Origin of the sequence: Paraburkholderia madseniana (assembly GCF_009690905.1) — a bacterium.
Lineage (GTDB): Bacteria > Pseudomonadota > Gammaproteobacteria > Burkholderiales > Burkholderiaceae > Paraburkholderia > Paraburkholderia madseniana.
The window spans coordinates 70220-84330 of sequence record NZ_VOSW01000021.1 but is presented as its reverse complement, the minus strand read 5'-3'; the positions used below and the strand labels follow the sequence as shown (position 1 = coordinate 84330).

The following is a 14111-nucleotide window of genomic DNA, read 5'->3' as shown; positions in this document are numbered from 1 at the left end:
GATCAGTTCCCCTCGAATACTGCGGAGCCCGGACCGGTCTTCGCGAAGGACTGCAGACCGCGCTTCTGGTCGGCGCTTGCCCACATCATGTTGTTCACCTCGGTCTGCTGTGCATCGGCACCTTCGATGCCACGGCGCGCCGAAAGATTCGCCAATTTCTTGATACCGCCCAGGGCGACCGTGGGGCCGGCTGCAAGCTGGCGGGCCCATGACATCGACACATTCGGCAATTCGGCCTCGGCGACGACGAGGTTGATGGCACCCCAGCGTTCGAGTGCTGCCGGATCGTGACGCCGGCCGAACATTGCCATTTCTTTGGCGCGTGCCACGCCCACACGCTGCACGACTCTCTGAACGCCGCCGAGCAGCGGCAACAGACCGAGAGACGCTTCAGCCATACCGAAGAAAGCCGTGTCGGCCGCCAGGATCATGTCGCAGGTCAATGCCAGTTCGAAGCCACCGCCGAGCGCACCGCCATGCACGGCCGCTACCACAGGGATGCGGATATTCTCGAGGGCATCGAGCAGCGCCTCGAGGTTAGTCTGATCGCGGCGTCGCCCGCCCGCTGCGAATGCTGTCACGTCCGCGCCGGCGCAGAAGTGGCGCATGCCGCTACGCAGGAGAATCGATCGGCACCCTTCCTCGACGGCTCTGCTGTATGCGGCGAGCAGTTCCTGAATAAAGATATCGTCGAGCAGGTTGTGGGGCGGTTTTGCCATGGTGACGACGCCGACGGCGCCGTCTTTTTCAAAGAGAACGATGCTCATGTCTTATCCTGCGTGTTGGTCCGATGGGTTGCCGGACGAATTGTTACGAAGACTGTAAAAAATATAGGAATGCGAAATACAAGGTATATGCCTACCTTGAGAGCGTGTCAGGCCAGGCCGGTTTGCCGTTTTCAACGATCTGGCTGTGCGTTCCGCGCCTACGCCGCGCAAAAACTGTCCATGCCTTGTGCCGTGCGAATCAATGACTTGATCCTAACACTGATAAGTTGGTTTAAAATTAGGGTATTCCCGATGCTGGGGGAGAGGAGAGTGCGATTAGCATGTGCGCCGGGATATCGGCAAGCGGCGTGCGAGGCGTGTTGCGAAGCAGATTTGTACTTTTAATAGTCTGACCACTTTCATGGTGCCATCGTGAATTCAAAAGCATCGACTGACGTGTCCGTGCCATATCACCACGGAAATCTGCGTAATGCACTGATTGCAGAGGGGCGTCGCGCTTTGGAGGAGATAGGCGTGCACGAACTCAGTCTGCGTTACCTGGCACGTAAAGCAGGTGTGTCGGAGGCGGCGCCTTCTCACCATTTCGCCGGCAAGGAAGGCCTGCTGGCTGCCATTGCAGCAGATGGCTTTCGCGATCTTGCGGCGCTGCGCGCCACAATAGCGGCATCCGACGAGACGGCGCTTTCGAAGGCATATCGGATGATGAGGGTCTATGTCGAGTTTGCCCAGCGCTATAACGGGTTATTCGAATTGATGGTCGGTCCTCGGATCGTCGCGCGCGATTCTTACCCGGAGCTCAGCACGGAGATCACGAAGTCGTTCCGGCTTTTCGCTTCGTCTGTTGAGCAATTTGCGTTGGAAAAGCAATGGGAAGAGCAATCGCTGACGCTCGTCACCCATGCTGCCTGGAGCGTGGAGCACGGACTCGCGACGCTGATCCTCTCAGATCGCATGCCTCGATCCGATAAACCGCTTTCAATCGATCAGGTGGTGGAGTTTTCAATCAGCATGTTCCTCAGTGCGGTTGCGGCAGGCGCATCGAGTCTCGAAGAGGTCATTCGGCAACTCCCCGACTCGGAGACCGCGCCAAAGTGGGGGCTGAAGTCTGACCTGTGAATATGGCTCGGGGGAGCAGCTATAGTGGGTCGATGTTCGGTGATTCTTCCCAAACCACTTCCGTGCTCCAGTTGCGAATCAGTCTACGGGGCGTCAGCCCGCCGGTCTGGCGGCGCCTGCTGGTTCCCGAGCAGATTACGATCGCGCAACTGCATCATGTGATGCAGCTCGCCATGGGCTGGAACGACGCACATCTGCACCAGTTCGTCATTCGCTGCTGGCGTTACGGCGGGCATCCCGACGGCGCGCTGCAGTTCTTTGACGGTCCAGACACCCTGTCACTGGCTATGCGCACACAACAAAGTGTGCTCGCAGATCTCGCCATAAGCCTCGAGCTATCTGCAGCTCGCAGATTCAGTTCCAATGCGGCATAGTATTAGAGTTAGTGATACTGACTTGTGACATGCTGTTTTCCTGAAGTCGTCACCATACACTGGTTTCCAAGGTGCAGTCTGATTGAGCACCAGAACGAGACAGGAGACGATTGTGAACAAACAGGTGTTGCTGGAGGATTTACCGCTCCGCCCCTTTCACATAGGGGTGGCTTTCAGCGGAACAGGCGGGCAGTTCAGCGATGGTTTTGTGCTGGGGATTATCGGCATTGCCGTCAGCATGGCTGCCGGTCCGTTACGTCTCAATGCCGTCTGGATGGGGTTGCTTGGAGCGGCGTCGCTGGCGGGGCTCTTCTTCGGCAGCATGCTGGCAGGCCCGATTGCGGACAAGTACGGCCGCCGGACGATTTTTGCGTTCGACATGCTGCTCTTCGCGGTCGTCTCGGCCGCTCAATATTTCGTGACGTCACCCGCACAGTTGCTGGTGTTGCGCCTCGTGCTCGGGTTCATCCTCGGCGCCGACTATGTGGTCAGCAAATCCCTTGTGACGGAGTACTCGCCGCGCCGCTATCGCGGACGTCTGCTTAGCGTGCTCGCTGCGGCGTGGGCAGCGGGGTATGTCGGTGCCTATCTTGCCGGCTTCGCCATGCGGGACATCGGCCCTGACGCATGGCGGCTCATGCTTGCCGCGAGCGGAATTCCGGCCCTGCTGATTCTTCCGTTCCGCCTCATCGTGCCTGAGTCGCCGATGTGGCTCATGAAACGTGGACGTGGCGACGAAGCGCTTGCGATCATCCGTCGCAAGTTCGGCCCTGACGTCATGCTTTCTAAGCCGGCTGGTGCGTCTCAACAGCATCGCGGTGCCTGGTCGGAGCTGTTCTCGCCGCGTTGGCGCAAGAACACCATCGTTGGCTGCGTCTTCTACACGTGCCAGGTCATTCCGTATTTTGCGTTGGGCACGTTTTCGCCGAAGGTTCTCGAGGCGCTGCAAGTAAAAGACAAGTTCGTGGGCGGCCTCGTCTACAACATCCTGCTCTTTGCCGGCGCCGTGATTGGTCTGTTGCTCATCGATAAGCTCTCCCGTCGCACGTTCCTCATCGGGACCTTCTACTTTGCGGCGCTTGCTTTGGCTGTGCTCGCCTATGCCAGCTTTGGACCCATCGGCACGATGCTGGCGTTCGGCCTCTTCGCATGCATTCTCTCGGCTGCGGCGAACCTCGAATTTGTCTATCCGCCCGAACTCTTCCCGACGCACCTTCGAGCATCTGGCGTTGGCCTCGCGGTCGCCGCGAGCCGCTTCGGTTCAGCCATCAGCACGTTTCTGCTGCCGCTCGCCGTTCAGCACGTCGGCATTCACGCTTCATTGGGTGTCTGTGTCGCGGTGCTGCTTTTCGGCGGAGTCTTCTGTCACATGCTGGCGCCCGAAACAGGTGGGGAAAGCCTCGCGGACGTAAAGTCCGACTCCGCAACCGATGACCAACCGATAGCTGAAGAGCGACATGACGCATCCATCGCTGCCTCAGCGTTGGGTAGCAGCAAGCCACGCATCTGATGCCCTTTGGAAGGCAGCGGCCCGGACGCGTGAACATAAGCCAGTACGCTTTTATCAGGACACGCCATGTCGCCGAACAAACCAATCGATATGCATGCGGTACAGGTCTTTGTCGCCGTGGCGGAAGCGGGAAGTATGTCTTCGGCGGCAACCAGGTTGGGCATATCTCAATCAGGCGTGTCGCAAATCATTCGGCAACTCGAAGAAGAACTGGGCGTCGTGCTGGTGAACCGCACGACCCGGCCGCTGGCGCTAACACCCTTTGGCATCGCACTTCGGAACCGGGGCACCGTGTTAAGCGAAGAGATTGCCAATCTGAAGGCACAGGTAGTCGAAGCCGGACGAGGCATCAAACCGGACTTGCGTATCGGACTGGTCGATTCGTTTGCGTCGACTTGCGGCTCGGTTTTCACCAAGAACCTGCTGGGGAAAGTGTCGCAGTTGTCGATACGTACCGGTTTGAGTCCCCAGCAGGGTGAAGCGCTTCTGCGCCGCGACCTGGACCTGATCGTCACGAGCGACCCGCTGGCTGACGCCAATGACGTGGTCCGGTACCGACTCTTCTCGGAGCGCTACTTTGTTATCACGCCGAGGGAGCTAAGAAAGCCTGTGCGAACCATCGAGGATGTACGCGCGCTTGGCAGCAGCTTACCCATCGTCCGGTTCAATCGCACATCACAGGTTGGATTGCAGATCGAGCGGTATTTGCGGCGGATTGAAGTACGGCTTCCAAACCGGCTTGAACTGGACAATGCCGATGCTTTGACCTCGATGGTTGCGGAAGGAATTGGATGGGCCATCACCTCGCCGATGTGTCTTCTTCAGGGTGTCACGCATGCGGGCAACGTTGCGACCCATGTGGTTGAAAAGTTGGGTCTCGAGCGCTCTCTTTATCTGGTAGCGCGCCGGGACGAATACAACGCTTTTTTTGATGATGCGTGCGAGACAGCGCGCGAAGTAATTGAAACATCATTCATGCCGAGGCTGAAAGCTCTCGGCGGAGAAATAGAGAAACTTATTACCGTTGGCGAAAGGAATTCTTATGAATAAGCTTACTCAAGGTGAACAGCGAGTTGAACGTGACTATGTCGGCGAGGTCACCATTCCCGCTAACAGGCTGTACGGCGTGAACACGGTTCGTGGCGTTGAGAACCTCACGGTTTCATCCCTGAATATCGCTCACTTCCCGCAGTTTCGCGACGCTTTCGCCCGGGTCAAGTGGGCGGCAGCTTTGGCCAACCGCGACAACGAAGTACTCACCAAAGAGCAATGTGAGGCTATCGTCAAAGCTTGCCAGGAAGTCATCGAGGGGCACTTCGACTCTTCGCTCGTGGTCGACCTGATGGAAGGGTCGGGCGGGACGTCCACCAACATGAACTTCAACGAGGTCATCGCCAATCGCGCCCAGCAGCTATTGGGTCACGCTGCCGGAAACTACGAATTGATTCATCCAAATGACCACGTCAACCAGTCCCAATCCACCAACGACGCCTATCCAGCGGCGTTGAAAATTGCGACATACGCTATGCTCGAACCGTTAATCAAAGAGGTCACGCAGCTTGCAGCTCTCTTTGATAGCAAAGCCGCCGAGTTCGCCGACGTGCTGCATCTGGGCCGCACCTGCCTGCAGGACGCCCAGCCGATGCGCCTGGGCCAACTATTCGGAGGCTATGCGTCTCTGACAGCCCGTTTGGCAGAGGAACTCGTGGCAGTCCGCGACAAGCTCCGAACACTGCCTCTGGGGGGCACCGCGATTGGCACCGGCTTCGGTGCTCCCGCGGGTTATCGTGCCGCCGTGTACACGCACCTTGGCAGCATCACAGGCGTGGAATACCAGGCACCGGGAAATTCGTTCGATGCAATGCAGAACATGGATGTGTTCTCGCGCGTTTCGGCTGAGCTTCGTACCTGTGCTGTATCCCTTGCAAAAATCGCATCTGACCTGACAGTCCTGTCCTCGGGCCCTGTCGGCGGCCTCGGAGAGTTGAAGCTGCCGGAAGCGCAGGCCGGGTCGTCCATCATGCCGGGCAAGGTCAACCCTGTCCTGCCGATGGCAATCATTCAGCTAAGTTTTGCGGTTGTTGGAAATGACGTTGCAGTTGCGCAGGCCGTGCAGTACGGCGAACTGGAAATCAACCATTTTGAGCCCGTGGTCGCGTCGCGCGTTTTCGACAGCATTGCGCTGCTCACAAACGGCATTCAGCGTTTCTCGCAGAAGTGCGTCAAGGGCATCAAGGCGGATGTTGCGCGTAACGAGCAGCATTTGATGGAATCCATGGCAGTTGCCACGGCACTGGTTCCGAAGATTGGCTACGCCCGAGTCAGCAAACTTGCGCGCCAATCCGTGGCTGAAGGTCGCTCTTTGATTTCGATTCTGGACGAGTCCGGAGTGCTTTCCACGCAAGACACCATCACGGCAATCCGCAACGCGTCGTATCCGGTGTTTGACGCATAAGCGTTCGCTGCGAGCGAGGAGCGAGCAGACCTGGAGCCATTCCGGGTCTGCTCGCCCTTGACTCTATATGAACGGCAGCATGCCAGCAAATGACGAGCTACTGAACTGCGGTCGAAAGACAAGACGCGCTAAAACTTCTCTATCCAGGGTCGCAGTTCAACCTCCCATGTCCACGCACTACGATGCTGGCGATGGATATGGAGGTATTCCTTGGCGATGGCGTCAGGGTCCAACCATTTGTCCTCATGGCTGGCATCGTCCGCTTGAGGACGGCTGCTCGCAATGCCGCCGTCGATGACGAAATGCGCGACATGAATATTTTTCGGAGCGAGTTCTCGCGCCATACATTGGGCCATCCCTCGCAACGCGAATTTGCCCATCGCAAATGGCGTCGAACCAGGCAGCCCTTTCACACTTGCCGTAGCGCCGGTCAGGAGGATGGTGCCGCTGCCGCGCGCCAGCATTCGAACGGCTGCGGCCTGGGCGACTAGAAAGCCACCGACGGCGGTCACTTTAAGCGCGTCCTCAAGTTTCTCTGGGTCGATGTCTTCGACTGCCGCGCGGTAGCGGCCACTCGCGTTGTACACAACGAGGTCGGGCGCGCCGAATGCGTCTTCTACGCGGTCAAAAAGTGCGGTGACATCGTCCGGTTGACTGGCGTCGCAACGTAAGGGCAGAGCGCCCGTCTCGCCGACGAGGTCCGTCAGCTTGCTGGTATCGCGGGCAGCGAGCGCAACCTGCATGCCCTCTGCTGCGAACAGTCGCGCGAGCGAAGCACTCAATCCCTTTCCTGCGCCCACAATCAAAGCGGTCTCAGTTCGACTCACGGTTCCTCCGGATTCAACAGGGACTGGAACTGCCACGTATGAGCGAAGTTAGCAATTCCAGCGTGTGTGACTGCATCCGTATCCACACACCCTAACTTTTTAGCGGGGTGGGGTGCGGGATGCACGCTTCGTCATATTGTCTGCCGGCAACATGCCCGGCAAGGCCTCCACAAAGAAATCCGCTTGCAATGCGGCCCCAGCCTGCACGTCGTACTGTGCAAAGTCGCGCACACCGGCGGCCAGCAGAACTTCGTCGTCGAGGAAGAAGTTTCCTGTGCACTCTTTGGCCGGGCGCGTCAGGATGTAGTGGGCCGCGTCAGCGACTATCTCAGGCGTGCGACATGCTGCAATCATGTCCTTGCCGCCAATTTCATTTTGCACAGCAGCGGTCGCGATCGCTGTTCGAGGCCATAGCGAATTGACGGCGACACCCCGGTCTTTGAACTCGCCGGCAAGCGCCAGGGTGAACAGGCTCATTGTGTATTTGGCAATGGTGTATGCCGGAAAATCGCTAAACCATTTTGCGTCCTGGACCAACGGAGGTGACAGCGTGAGGATGTGCGGGTTCGGCGCATTGAGGAGGTGCGGCAGGCACGCTTGCGCGCATACGAACGTACCTCTGCCATTGACCCCATGCATCAGGTCGTACCGTTTGACGGGTGTGTCCAGCGTGCCTGTCAGTCGAATGGCGCTGGCATTGTTCACGAGGATATCGATGCCGCCGAACAAAGCAACGGCCTCGGCGACTGCCGCCTTCACGCGTTCTTCGTCGCGAATATCCACCACCAGCGGGAGCGCCTTGCCGCCGGCAGCTTCAACAGCCGCAGCCGCCGTGTGAATCGTGCCTTCGAGACGCGGGTCTGGCTCCGCGGTCTTGGCGCAAATCACGACATTGGCGCCGTCGCGTGCGGCTCTGAGTGCAATCGCGAGTCCGATGCCGCGACTGCCACCGGACATGAATAGTGTCTTGCCAGCAAGGCTCATGGTCGTCTCCTGATGATTTACAGCAGCATACGCTTCTGCCGTCATCGGCGCGCAGGGGAGCGCTGCAGCCTACGCGTCGCCGCAAACCTCCTCCAGCATAGGGATCCCCGCCAATCCGCGATGGGCTTTAGCGAGCGCCATTGTCTGGCATTTTGCAATTGTGATTTCACGCTATCGGTCTAGAAAAAAGATAGGCCAGATCTAAACTCCTATCGAAACTGTAGCGAGGTGAAGAAATGTTGAAGCTTATCGAAGGTGCGGTGTTGCTAGGTGCGCTGATGCTGTATTTGGTGCCCGCAATGATTGCAGACGCCAGAGACCGCGAAGACGCCTTTGCGGTGACCATGGTGAACATCCTGCTTGGATGGACCGTTATCGGTTGGTTCGCGGCGCTGATATGGGCGCGGCATCCGGTCAGCGATCGTCGTTTGAAGCAGTTCGCAAAACGGGCACAACGGGCGGTTGCACGAGTCACGATAGATGCCATAGTTGCTCGCGCTGAAGGCCGTGCTGGGTCAATTCCCTTGTTCAACCCGCGTTTGGTGCCGGTAGTGGCGCGCATCGCAGCAAGCAGCCGTTACCAACACAGAAGTTAGTCGGTGACGTGGGCCGAGCGTGAATGGACCGTGCTGACATTCGAGAGGTGGGCGCCGTATTGCGCCCGGCTTTCAGACTTGCTTGTTGATTGACCGGGGCGTCGACGCTCTAGTCAATCGAAGAAATTTTTCTGGAGATTGAAATGGATATGCCTGTTACCGAGGAGCAAGTTCGTACGCTTGCGTTCTATCTGTGGGAGAAAGAGGGAAGTCCCGAGGGACGTTCCCAGGAATATTGGGCAAAGGCACGGCAACAGCTAGGCGCAGATCGCGTGCTGGCAGAATCGGATTGAGATGTTAGTTCGGTGTGACCAGAGCTCCTAAGCGGAGGTCCCCGTGCTCGGAACGTTGACGCTGTTCCACGTATTCAACCGGAAGGGAGGATAATTGGACGCGTCATCGAGCGCATCGTGAAACCGAGGGAAAGGAGCGACGACGTGCGAAATCAATCTACCGAATGGTCGAGCAACGACGTCCCGGCTGGTGACCGCACAGACGCCTGGCAGTCGGTGCTCAGTCACAGCTACAGGGAGTGGCAAGTCCCTCATCGTCTGCCTGCTACGTTCTACGCCCACGTCAAACATCATGATTTCGCGGGAGCCGGGATTGTCGAGACGGTATGCGACCCTTGCAAGGGTCAACGCACGCGAGGGCAAGTTCGCCACGATGATGAACTGTATGTCGGAGTGCAACTCACCACGGGTGGGCGCGAACGATTCAGGATTGGCGATTCAGGCGTGGAGGTCGCGTCCGGCGATGTAGTCGTCTGGACGACTGACCAGTCCATCGAGTTCGAAGTTCTCGAGCGCCTGCATAAGGTGACGCTGATGATTCCATGGTCGGTTATGCGGGAGCGGCTACCGGAACGCAAGCAGCCGCCGACAGGAGGCAAAATCGAAAGCCGCACAGGCGTCGGTTCATTGCTGGCTGTGCACCTGCTGGCCCTTTCAAATGAAATCGCAACACTCGACGAAAGCGTTCAGGGTTCCGTCAGCAGGTCTACGCTCGAACTGCTGGGTATCGCGCTATCCGGCCAGCAACCGTCAGCAACGTTCGACGCCAGCGCGGCGATGCTCAGACGTGTGCAGGACTTCATCCTGCAACATCTGCACGAAGACGACCTGAACCCGACCCGGATTGCCGAGGCAAATCACATTTCGCTGCGTTACCTGCACATGCTGTTTCAGCGTAGCGACATGACCGTTTCCGGGTGGGTTCTGGACAGGCGACTGCACGCCTGCAAGCAGGCGCTGACGGACCCGGCCTACAACCGGCAACGTATCTCGGAGATAGCGTTCCGCTGGGGTTTCAATTCAACTAGCCATTTCTGCCGGGCGTTCAAGGAGAAGTACGGCGCCTCGCCGGGTGATGTTCGCAGGACTGTGGGCGTTGGTTCGTTGGACGAGTTGACATGACAAACGCGGGGCGGAGCTAGCCTTTTCGCTCAATCCGCGTGCCTGTTGTTGCCTGCATGCACTTACACGTAATGCCCCGAACGCTCCAGAACTTCGATTTTGTAGCCATCGGGGTCCTGAATGAAAAAGAACCGGGCGAGCATCTCTTCGCCGCGCTTGAATTCCTTCACGGGCGTGGGATGGATACCGAGCTGCGTCATGCGCTCATGCTCATTTTCAAGCTCTGGGACGGCTACAGCGATGTGCCCATAGCCGTCACCGTGCGTGTATGCCGGCTCGCGGCCTTTGTTCCACGTCAGTTCAATCTCGAAGTCATTCTCTTCGTTGCGAAGATAGACCAGCGAGAAGTCGGGGAAATCAAGGCGGTGACTTGTCGACAGCCCGAGCGCGTCCTGATAGAACTGCAGCGAACGCTCAAGGTCGTGGACCCGCACCATGGCGTGAATGATTTTGGCCAATTTTTACTCCCTAGTTGCGCAATGCGCGACGCAGTTGCCGAGCTGCGCCGCGAGCGTTCAGTTAAACCGGGAAGCGACAGAGCGTCTCACCGCCGTCGATGCGGATGTGGTCACGGACGAGGTCACCGATAAGTCACGCATGAGTCAGGCCGAAAAAGACGTGAACGTCTGAACCGCAATTTTCCCGTCTCTAACGTAAAGGGTGTCTGTTGCGAGTGTGACCCACGGCTTTGCCTCCCAGGCGAGGTACGCTACGTTGCCGATTGTGCTCATGCTTGTAATCTTGAACGCCGGCCAGAACGCTGGGTCTGCACCGTCAAGAAATGCCTTGAAGAAGCTCGCGATCTCGTCGCGACCACGGAAGGTCCTGTCCGGCGTAACGATGGCGGAGCTGTCGTCGTAATCCTTGAGAATCTCCTCAACGCCTTGAGCGAACGCACCGAGATGATGGTCCAGAACCTGCCTGGTTGCTGTTTCTGCCTGTTCAGAGAGATTTGACATGTCGAGTATCCACGAGAGGAGCAACGGGATGTATCGGTAACGATGGTCGTTGCCGATACATGACGTAGACAGCAGTCCCTTCAGCCCGCGTATGCACGTTGGGCTTCGTCCCAGGTCACCACGACGATCGGCGTGCCATCTTCCTTGATGAAGGATAGTGGTCCCAGGAACGTCATGTAGAACTCGCTGTCGACCGGGAACGCGGTTTTGTCGTGACGAGCATTGGCAGACTCGTAACCGTACGCCGGTGCGACGACCGTGTCGCCGCCGTGCTCGCTACCACCGCGGACGTCCATGCGGCCCTTCGTCAGCAAATATTCGCCCGGCCCGACGTGAAAATGCGCGTTGAAGGACGAGCCTGCGGGGCAATCAAAAATTGCGGTCCATGCACCCATTTCGGGGGAGGCGTGAAGCATCTTCCAGCGGATTCCTCCTTGCGAGAGCGCATCCGGGAAGGGCTTCCACGGAATCTCATCGATTTGAACCGCTTCTTCGCGAACCTTTGGTTTGATGTCCATCGTCGTCTCCAGATTTCGCCAAACCGAATTCGAGTTCGGCGTGGTTTGTGGGTGAATCAACGATATCGCAGGAGAGCGCCGGAGGATTGCACGGTAGTGCAAGTCGAGTTGCCTGCCAGCGCACCGGAGGACTCAGAACGCGTCTTATCGGTTTAATTACAACGCGCTTCACGTCCGCCTTCTCGACGACTGCAACAGCAATGTCGTCCTCGACGCAGGATTTTTCGTTGTGTGCAAAAATCGGCGCGCGCGGCCTACGTCCATACGGTTTACGGCCCGTAACAAGGACAGTTGGCCGCATCGATAAAGGTGACGAGGAGTAGACAATTGATTCAGCGTATCTCCGCTTTTTTCACTCAGGTGGTGCATCGGGTGTTGCCCGATCCCCTGATTTTTGCCATTTTGCTTACCGGCGTTACCTTCGCGCTCGCGCTTGGTTTGACGCCGAAAGCGCCTGCCGACCTCGTGATGCTATGGGGCTCCGGATTCTGGAACCTGCTCGCATTTTCGATGCAGATGGCGATGATTCTTGTAACGGGACATGCGCTGGCTAGCTCGGGACCCGTCAAGCGAGTGCTTGTCGCGCTAGCGAGTTCTGCCCGGACGCCAGGTCAAGGGGTGATGTTGGTGGCGTTTGTCGGCGCCGTTGCCTGCGCCATCAATTGGGGATTCGGTCTCGTTCTGGGCGCGATGCTTGCACGAGAGGTCGCCCGACGCGTCAAGGGAACCGACTACCGGCTGCTCGTGGCGAGTGCTTATATGGGTTTCCTGACCTGGCATGGTGGCTTGTCTGGCTCTGTGCCGCTCGTTGCTGCCACCAAGGGCAATCCGATGGAGAAGACCGTCGGTCTGATTCCGGTTTCGCACACTATCTTTACGGGCTACAACGCGTTTATCACAATCGGCCTCATTATTCTTTTGCCCATCCTGGCAAGACTCATGATGCCGAAACCCGAAGACGTGGTTACGGTAGACCCGGCCTTATTGCAGGATCCGCCGAGTGTAGAGCGCAAGCTTGCTCCCGACGCGACGTTCGCTGAGCGAATGGAGGAAAGCCGTGTACTGGCCATCCTCGTGGCAGCACTCTGCGCCGTCTTCCTCGTCATCCGGTTCATCAACAAAGGCTTCGCACTGGATATCGACACCGTCAACCTGGTGTTCCTCGCAGCGGGCATCGTTCTTCACAAGACCCCTATGGCGTATGCACGCGCGGTAGCGGCGGCAGCGAAGGGCGCGTCCGGCATCATGATTCAGTTTCCGTTTTATGCCGGTATCCAGGCGCTGATGGACCACTCGGGCCTGGCGGGCGTCATCACGAAGTGGTTTGTCGATATCGCCAACGTCCACACATTCCCGCTGCTCGCGTTCCTCAGCTCGGCACTGATCAACTTTGCCGTGCCATCCGGCGGTGGCCATTGGGTCGTGCAGGGCCCATTTGTTATGCCGGCCGCGCAAGCGCTTGGCGCAGACCTTGGCAAATCTGCGATGGCGATTGCTTACGGAGAAGCCTGGACAAATATGGCGCAACCGTTCTGGGCTCTTCCGGCGCTTGCCATTGCAGGGTTAGGCGTTCGTGACATCATGGGCTACTGCGTCACCGCGCTTCTGTTCTCGGGCGTTATTTTTGTGGCCGGCATGTACCTGTTCTGACAAAAGGCGGTTCGTCTCGACGTGAGGGGGACCGCCACACCGTACGTCTACCCGTGGCTATCGACCCACGCTCGTGCCCAGTCAAGTCCGGCATGCTGGGCTTGCTCTTCGGTATCGAAATAGCCAAGGACGCCGGATGCTTCAACGAGCTTGTTGTTTCGAGTGATCGTGCCGCTCGCCGCGTACCGTTCCGGCTGGAGCATGCCTTCCTGCTGCAGGATGGCGTGCCCCCACACGCTATAGCCGTTGTAGCTCTCCAATTCCATCAGCGAGTGACCTCAGCCGACATGCCGCGAGAATCAACCCGAAGCACGTTTCCTTCGGGCGTGAATTGGCGCGGAATCTCCGACATATCGGGTTCGTCTGTCGGCGCGGTTTTCTGTATGTGGCTTTGCTTCGCCAGGAGCCTGGGTGCGGATGTCGGCGTGCGCCGCGCATGCACATCCACCGCGTGAGCAACGACGGGTCGATGAACCGCGAGCTTGCGTGCAGCACCGACCCTATGGGGAGCGGTTGCACGGGCCTCCGGTGGATTCCAGACTTCAGTGTAGCTAGCCGCGTACACGGCCGGCGTGAGCGTCGCCATCAGTACGGCCAATCCAATACTTTTCACGCTTTCTCCTTGTCTGCTTTCCGTTGCAGCCACTCTTTGCAACCAAGCCCCTGTCCGACGCAGCCGCCATCGCAGCCGGGACAATAATGCCGGTCTCGTATGTCAGCGCTGACGTGCCAGACATTGTCGTTCGCTGGACTTGCTGTGCCTACAGCGGTGCCGTTTTCGCAGGCATAGAAGGCTGGCTCCCCAGATTTTCCGCGGCTGACTGCATCGTCAATCGCCTTGTCGCCAAAGGCTGAGCGCAATTCTGCGATGAAGGCGGCCATCTCAGGCATTGGATGGACGGGCCTGCGAACGCGTACATCCATGGGTCACCCCCGATTAAAAGTGCCAGTTCGTTGCTGTGAAATTGCGCCTGCAATA

At 58.2% G+C, this 14111-nt stretch carries 17 protein-coding genes; 9 read left to right on the top strand and 8 right to left on the bottom strand.

Annotation, left to right across the window (positions count from 1 at the left end):
* Nucleotides 1-2: 2 nt before the first annotated feature.
* Nucleotides 3-767, bottom strand: coding sequence for an enoyl-CoA hydratase/isomerase family protein (locus FSO04_RS13410; protein WP_154560141.1), 765 nt, complete (start codon nucleotides 765-767; stop codon nucleotides 3-5).
* 372 nt (nucleotides 768-1139) lie between these two features.
* On the opposite strand from FSO04_RS13410, the gene FSO04_RS13405 reads away from it, so the two are divergent.
* The 5 genes from FSO04_RS13405 (at nucleotide 1140) to FSO04_RS13385 (ending at nucleotide 6183) form a co-directional block, all read left to right on the top strand.
* On the top strand, nucleotides 1140-1844 hold the full coding sequence (locus FSO04_RS13405; RefSeq protein WP_168435671.1) for a TetR/AcrR family transcriptional regulator: 705 nt from the start codon (nucleotides 1140-1142) through the stop codon (nucleotides 1842-1844).
* 32 nt (nucleotides 1845-1876) lie between these two features.
* A complete protein-coding gene (locus tag FSO04_RS13400) occupies nucleotides 1877-2218 on the top strand; it encodes a plasmid pRiA4b ORF-3 family protein (RefSeq protein ID WP_154560140.1) in 342 nt (113 codons plus the stop codon).
* 112 nt (nucleotides 2219-2330) lie between these two features.
* On the top strand, nucleotides 2331-3728 hold the full coding sequence (locus FSO04_RS13395; RefSeq protein ID WP_168435670.1) for an MFS transporter: 1398 nt from the start codon (nucleotides 2331-2333) through the stop codon (nucleotides 3726-3728).
* Nucleotides 3729-3794: 66 nt separating this feature from the next.
* A complete protein-coding gene (locus tag FSO04_RS13390; RefSeq protein ID WP_154560138.1) occupies nucleotides 3795-4778 on the top strand; it encodes a LysR family transcriptional regulator in 984 nt (327 codons plus the stop codon).
* Nucleotides 4771-6183: an aspartate ammonia-lyase gene (locus FSO04_RS13385; RefSeq protein ID WP_154560137.1), complete on the top strand. Its 1413-nt coding sequence runs from the start codon at nucleotides 4771-4773 to the stop codon at nucleotides 6181-6183. Before FSO04_RS13390 ends, FSO04_RS13385 begins: the two co-directional genes overlap by 8 nt.
* A 128-nt stretch (nucleotides 6184-6311) precedes the next feature.
* Here FSO04_RS13385 and FSO04_RS13380 read toward each other — a convergent pair whose 3' ends face one another.
* Together FSO04_RS13380 and FSO04_RS13375 are read right to left on the bottom strand one after the other, a co-directional pair.
* The gene (locus FSO04_RS13380; RefSeq protein ID WP_233464834.1) at nucleotides 6312-6983 is read right to left on the bottom strand and encodes an SDR family NAD(P)-dependent oxidoreductase; all 672 of its coding nucleotides are present in this window, start codon (nucleotides 6981-6983) and stop codon (nucleotides 6312-6314) included.
* Between the two features lie 126 nt (nucleotides 6984-7109).
* A complete protein-coding gene (locus FSO04_RS13375; protein WP_154560135.1) occupies nucleotides 7110-7994 on the bottom strand; it encodes an SDR family oxidoreductase in 885 nt (294 codons plus the stop codon).
* 236 nt (nucleotides 7995-8230) lie between these two features.
* Between FSO04_RS13375 and FSO04_RS13370 the strand changes: the two genes are divergently transcribed.
* The 3 genes from FSO04_RS13370 to FSO04_RS13360 all read left to right on the top strand — a co-directional run bounded on the left by FSO04_RS13370 (nucleotide 8231) and on the right by FSO04_RS13360 (nucleotide 10005).
* Nucleotides 8231-8590, top strand: coding sequence for a superinfection immunity protein (locus FSO04_RS13370; protein WP_154560134.1), 360 nt, complete (start codon nucleotides 8231-8233; stop codon nucleotides 8588-8590).
* Between the two features lie 143 nt (nucleotides 8591-8733).
* Nucleotides 8734-8883 carry a DUF2934 domain-containing protein gene (locus tag FSO04_RS13365; RefSeq protein WP_154560133.1) on the top strand — a complete coding sequence of 50 codons (150 nt, stop codon included), beginning with the start codon at nucleotides 8734-8736 and terminating at the stop codon, nucleotides 8881-8883.
* Nucleotides 8884-9027: 144 nt separating this feature from the next.
* Nucleotides 9028-10005 carry a helix-turn-helix domain-containing protein gene (locus tag FSO04_RS13360; protein ID WP_168435669.1) on the top strand — a complete coding sequence of 326 codons (978 nt, stop codon included), beginning with the start codon at nucleotides 9028-9030 and terminating at the stop codon, nucleotides 10003-10005.
* Nucleotides 10006-10067: 62 nt separating this feature from the next.
* On the opposite strand, the gene FSO04_RS13355 is transcribed toward FSO04_RS13360, so the two are convergent.
* From FSO04_RS13355 to FSO04_RS13345, 3 genes are all read right to left on the bottom strand, one after another.
* Nucleotides 10068-10463, bottom strand: coding sequence for a VOC family protein (locus FSO04_RS13355; RefSeq protein ID WP_154560132.1), 396 nt, complete (start codon nucleotides 10461-10463; stop codon nucleotides 10068-10070).
* Nucleotides 10464-10607: 144 nt separating this feature from the next.
* Nucleotides 10608-10964 (bottom strand): nuclear transport factor 2-like protein, encoded by a 357-nt coding sequence (locus tag FSO04_RS13350; protein WP_154560131.1) that lies wholly within the window; start codon nucleotides 10962-10964, stop codon nucleotides 10608-10610.
* Between the two features lie 80 nt (nucleotides 10965-11044).
* Complete coding sequence (locus FSO04_RS13345) at nucleotides 11045-11584, bottom strand: 2,4'-dihydroxyacetophenone dioxygenase family protein (protein ID WP_233464828.1); 540 nt, start codon at nucleotides 11582-11584, stop codon at nucleotides 11045-11047.
* 225 nt (nucleotides 11585-11809) lie between these two features.
* Here FSO04_RS13345 and FSO04_RS13340 point away from each other — a divergent pair, with 225 nt between their 5' ends.
* On the top strand, nucleotides 11810-13132 hold the full coding sequence (locus FSO04_RS13340; protein WP_154560130.1) for a TIGR00366 family protein: 1323 nt from the start codon (nucleotides 11810-11812) through the stop codon (nucleotides 13130-13132).
* A gap of 47 nt (nucleotides 13133-13179) precedes the next feature.
* Here the strand turns inward: FSO04_RS13340 and FSO04_RS13335 are convergent, their stop codons facing one another.
* Complete coding sequence (locus tag FSO04_RS13335; RefSeq protein ID WP_154560129.1) at nucleotides 13180-13398, bottom strand: hypothetical protein; 219 nt, start codon at nucleotides 13396-13398, stop codon at nucleotides 13180-13182.
* A 343-nt stretch (nucleotides 13399-13741) separates the two neighbouring features.
* Nucleotides 13742-14056, bottom strand: coding sequence for a hypothetical protein (locus tag FSO04_RS13330; protein WP_154560128.1), 315 nt, complete (start codon nucleotides 14054-14056; stop codon nucleotides 13742-13744).
* Nucleotides 14057-14111 lie beyond the last annotated feature (55 nt).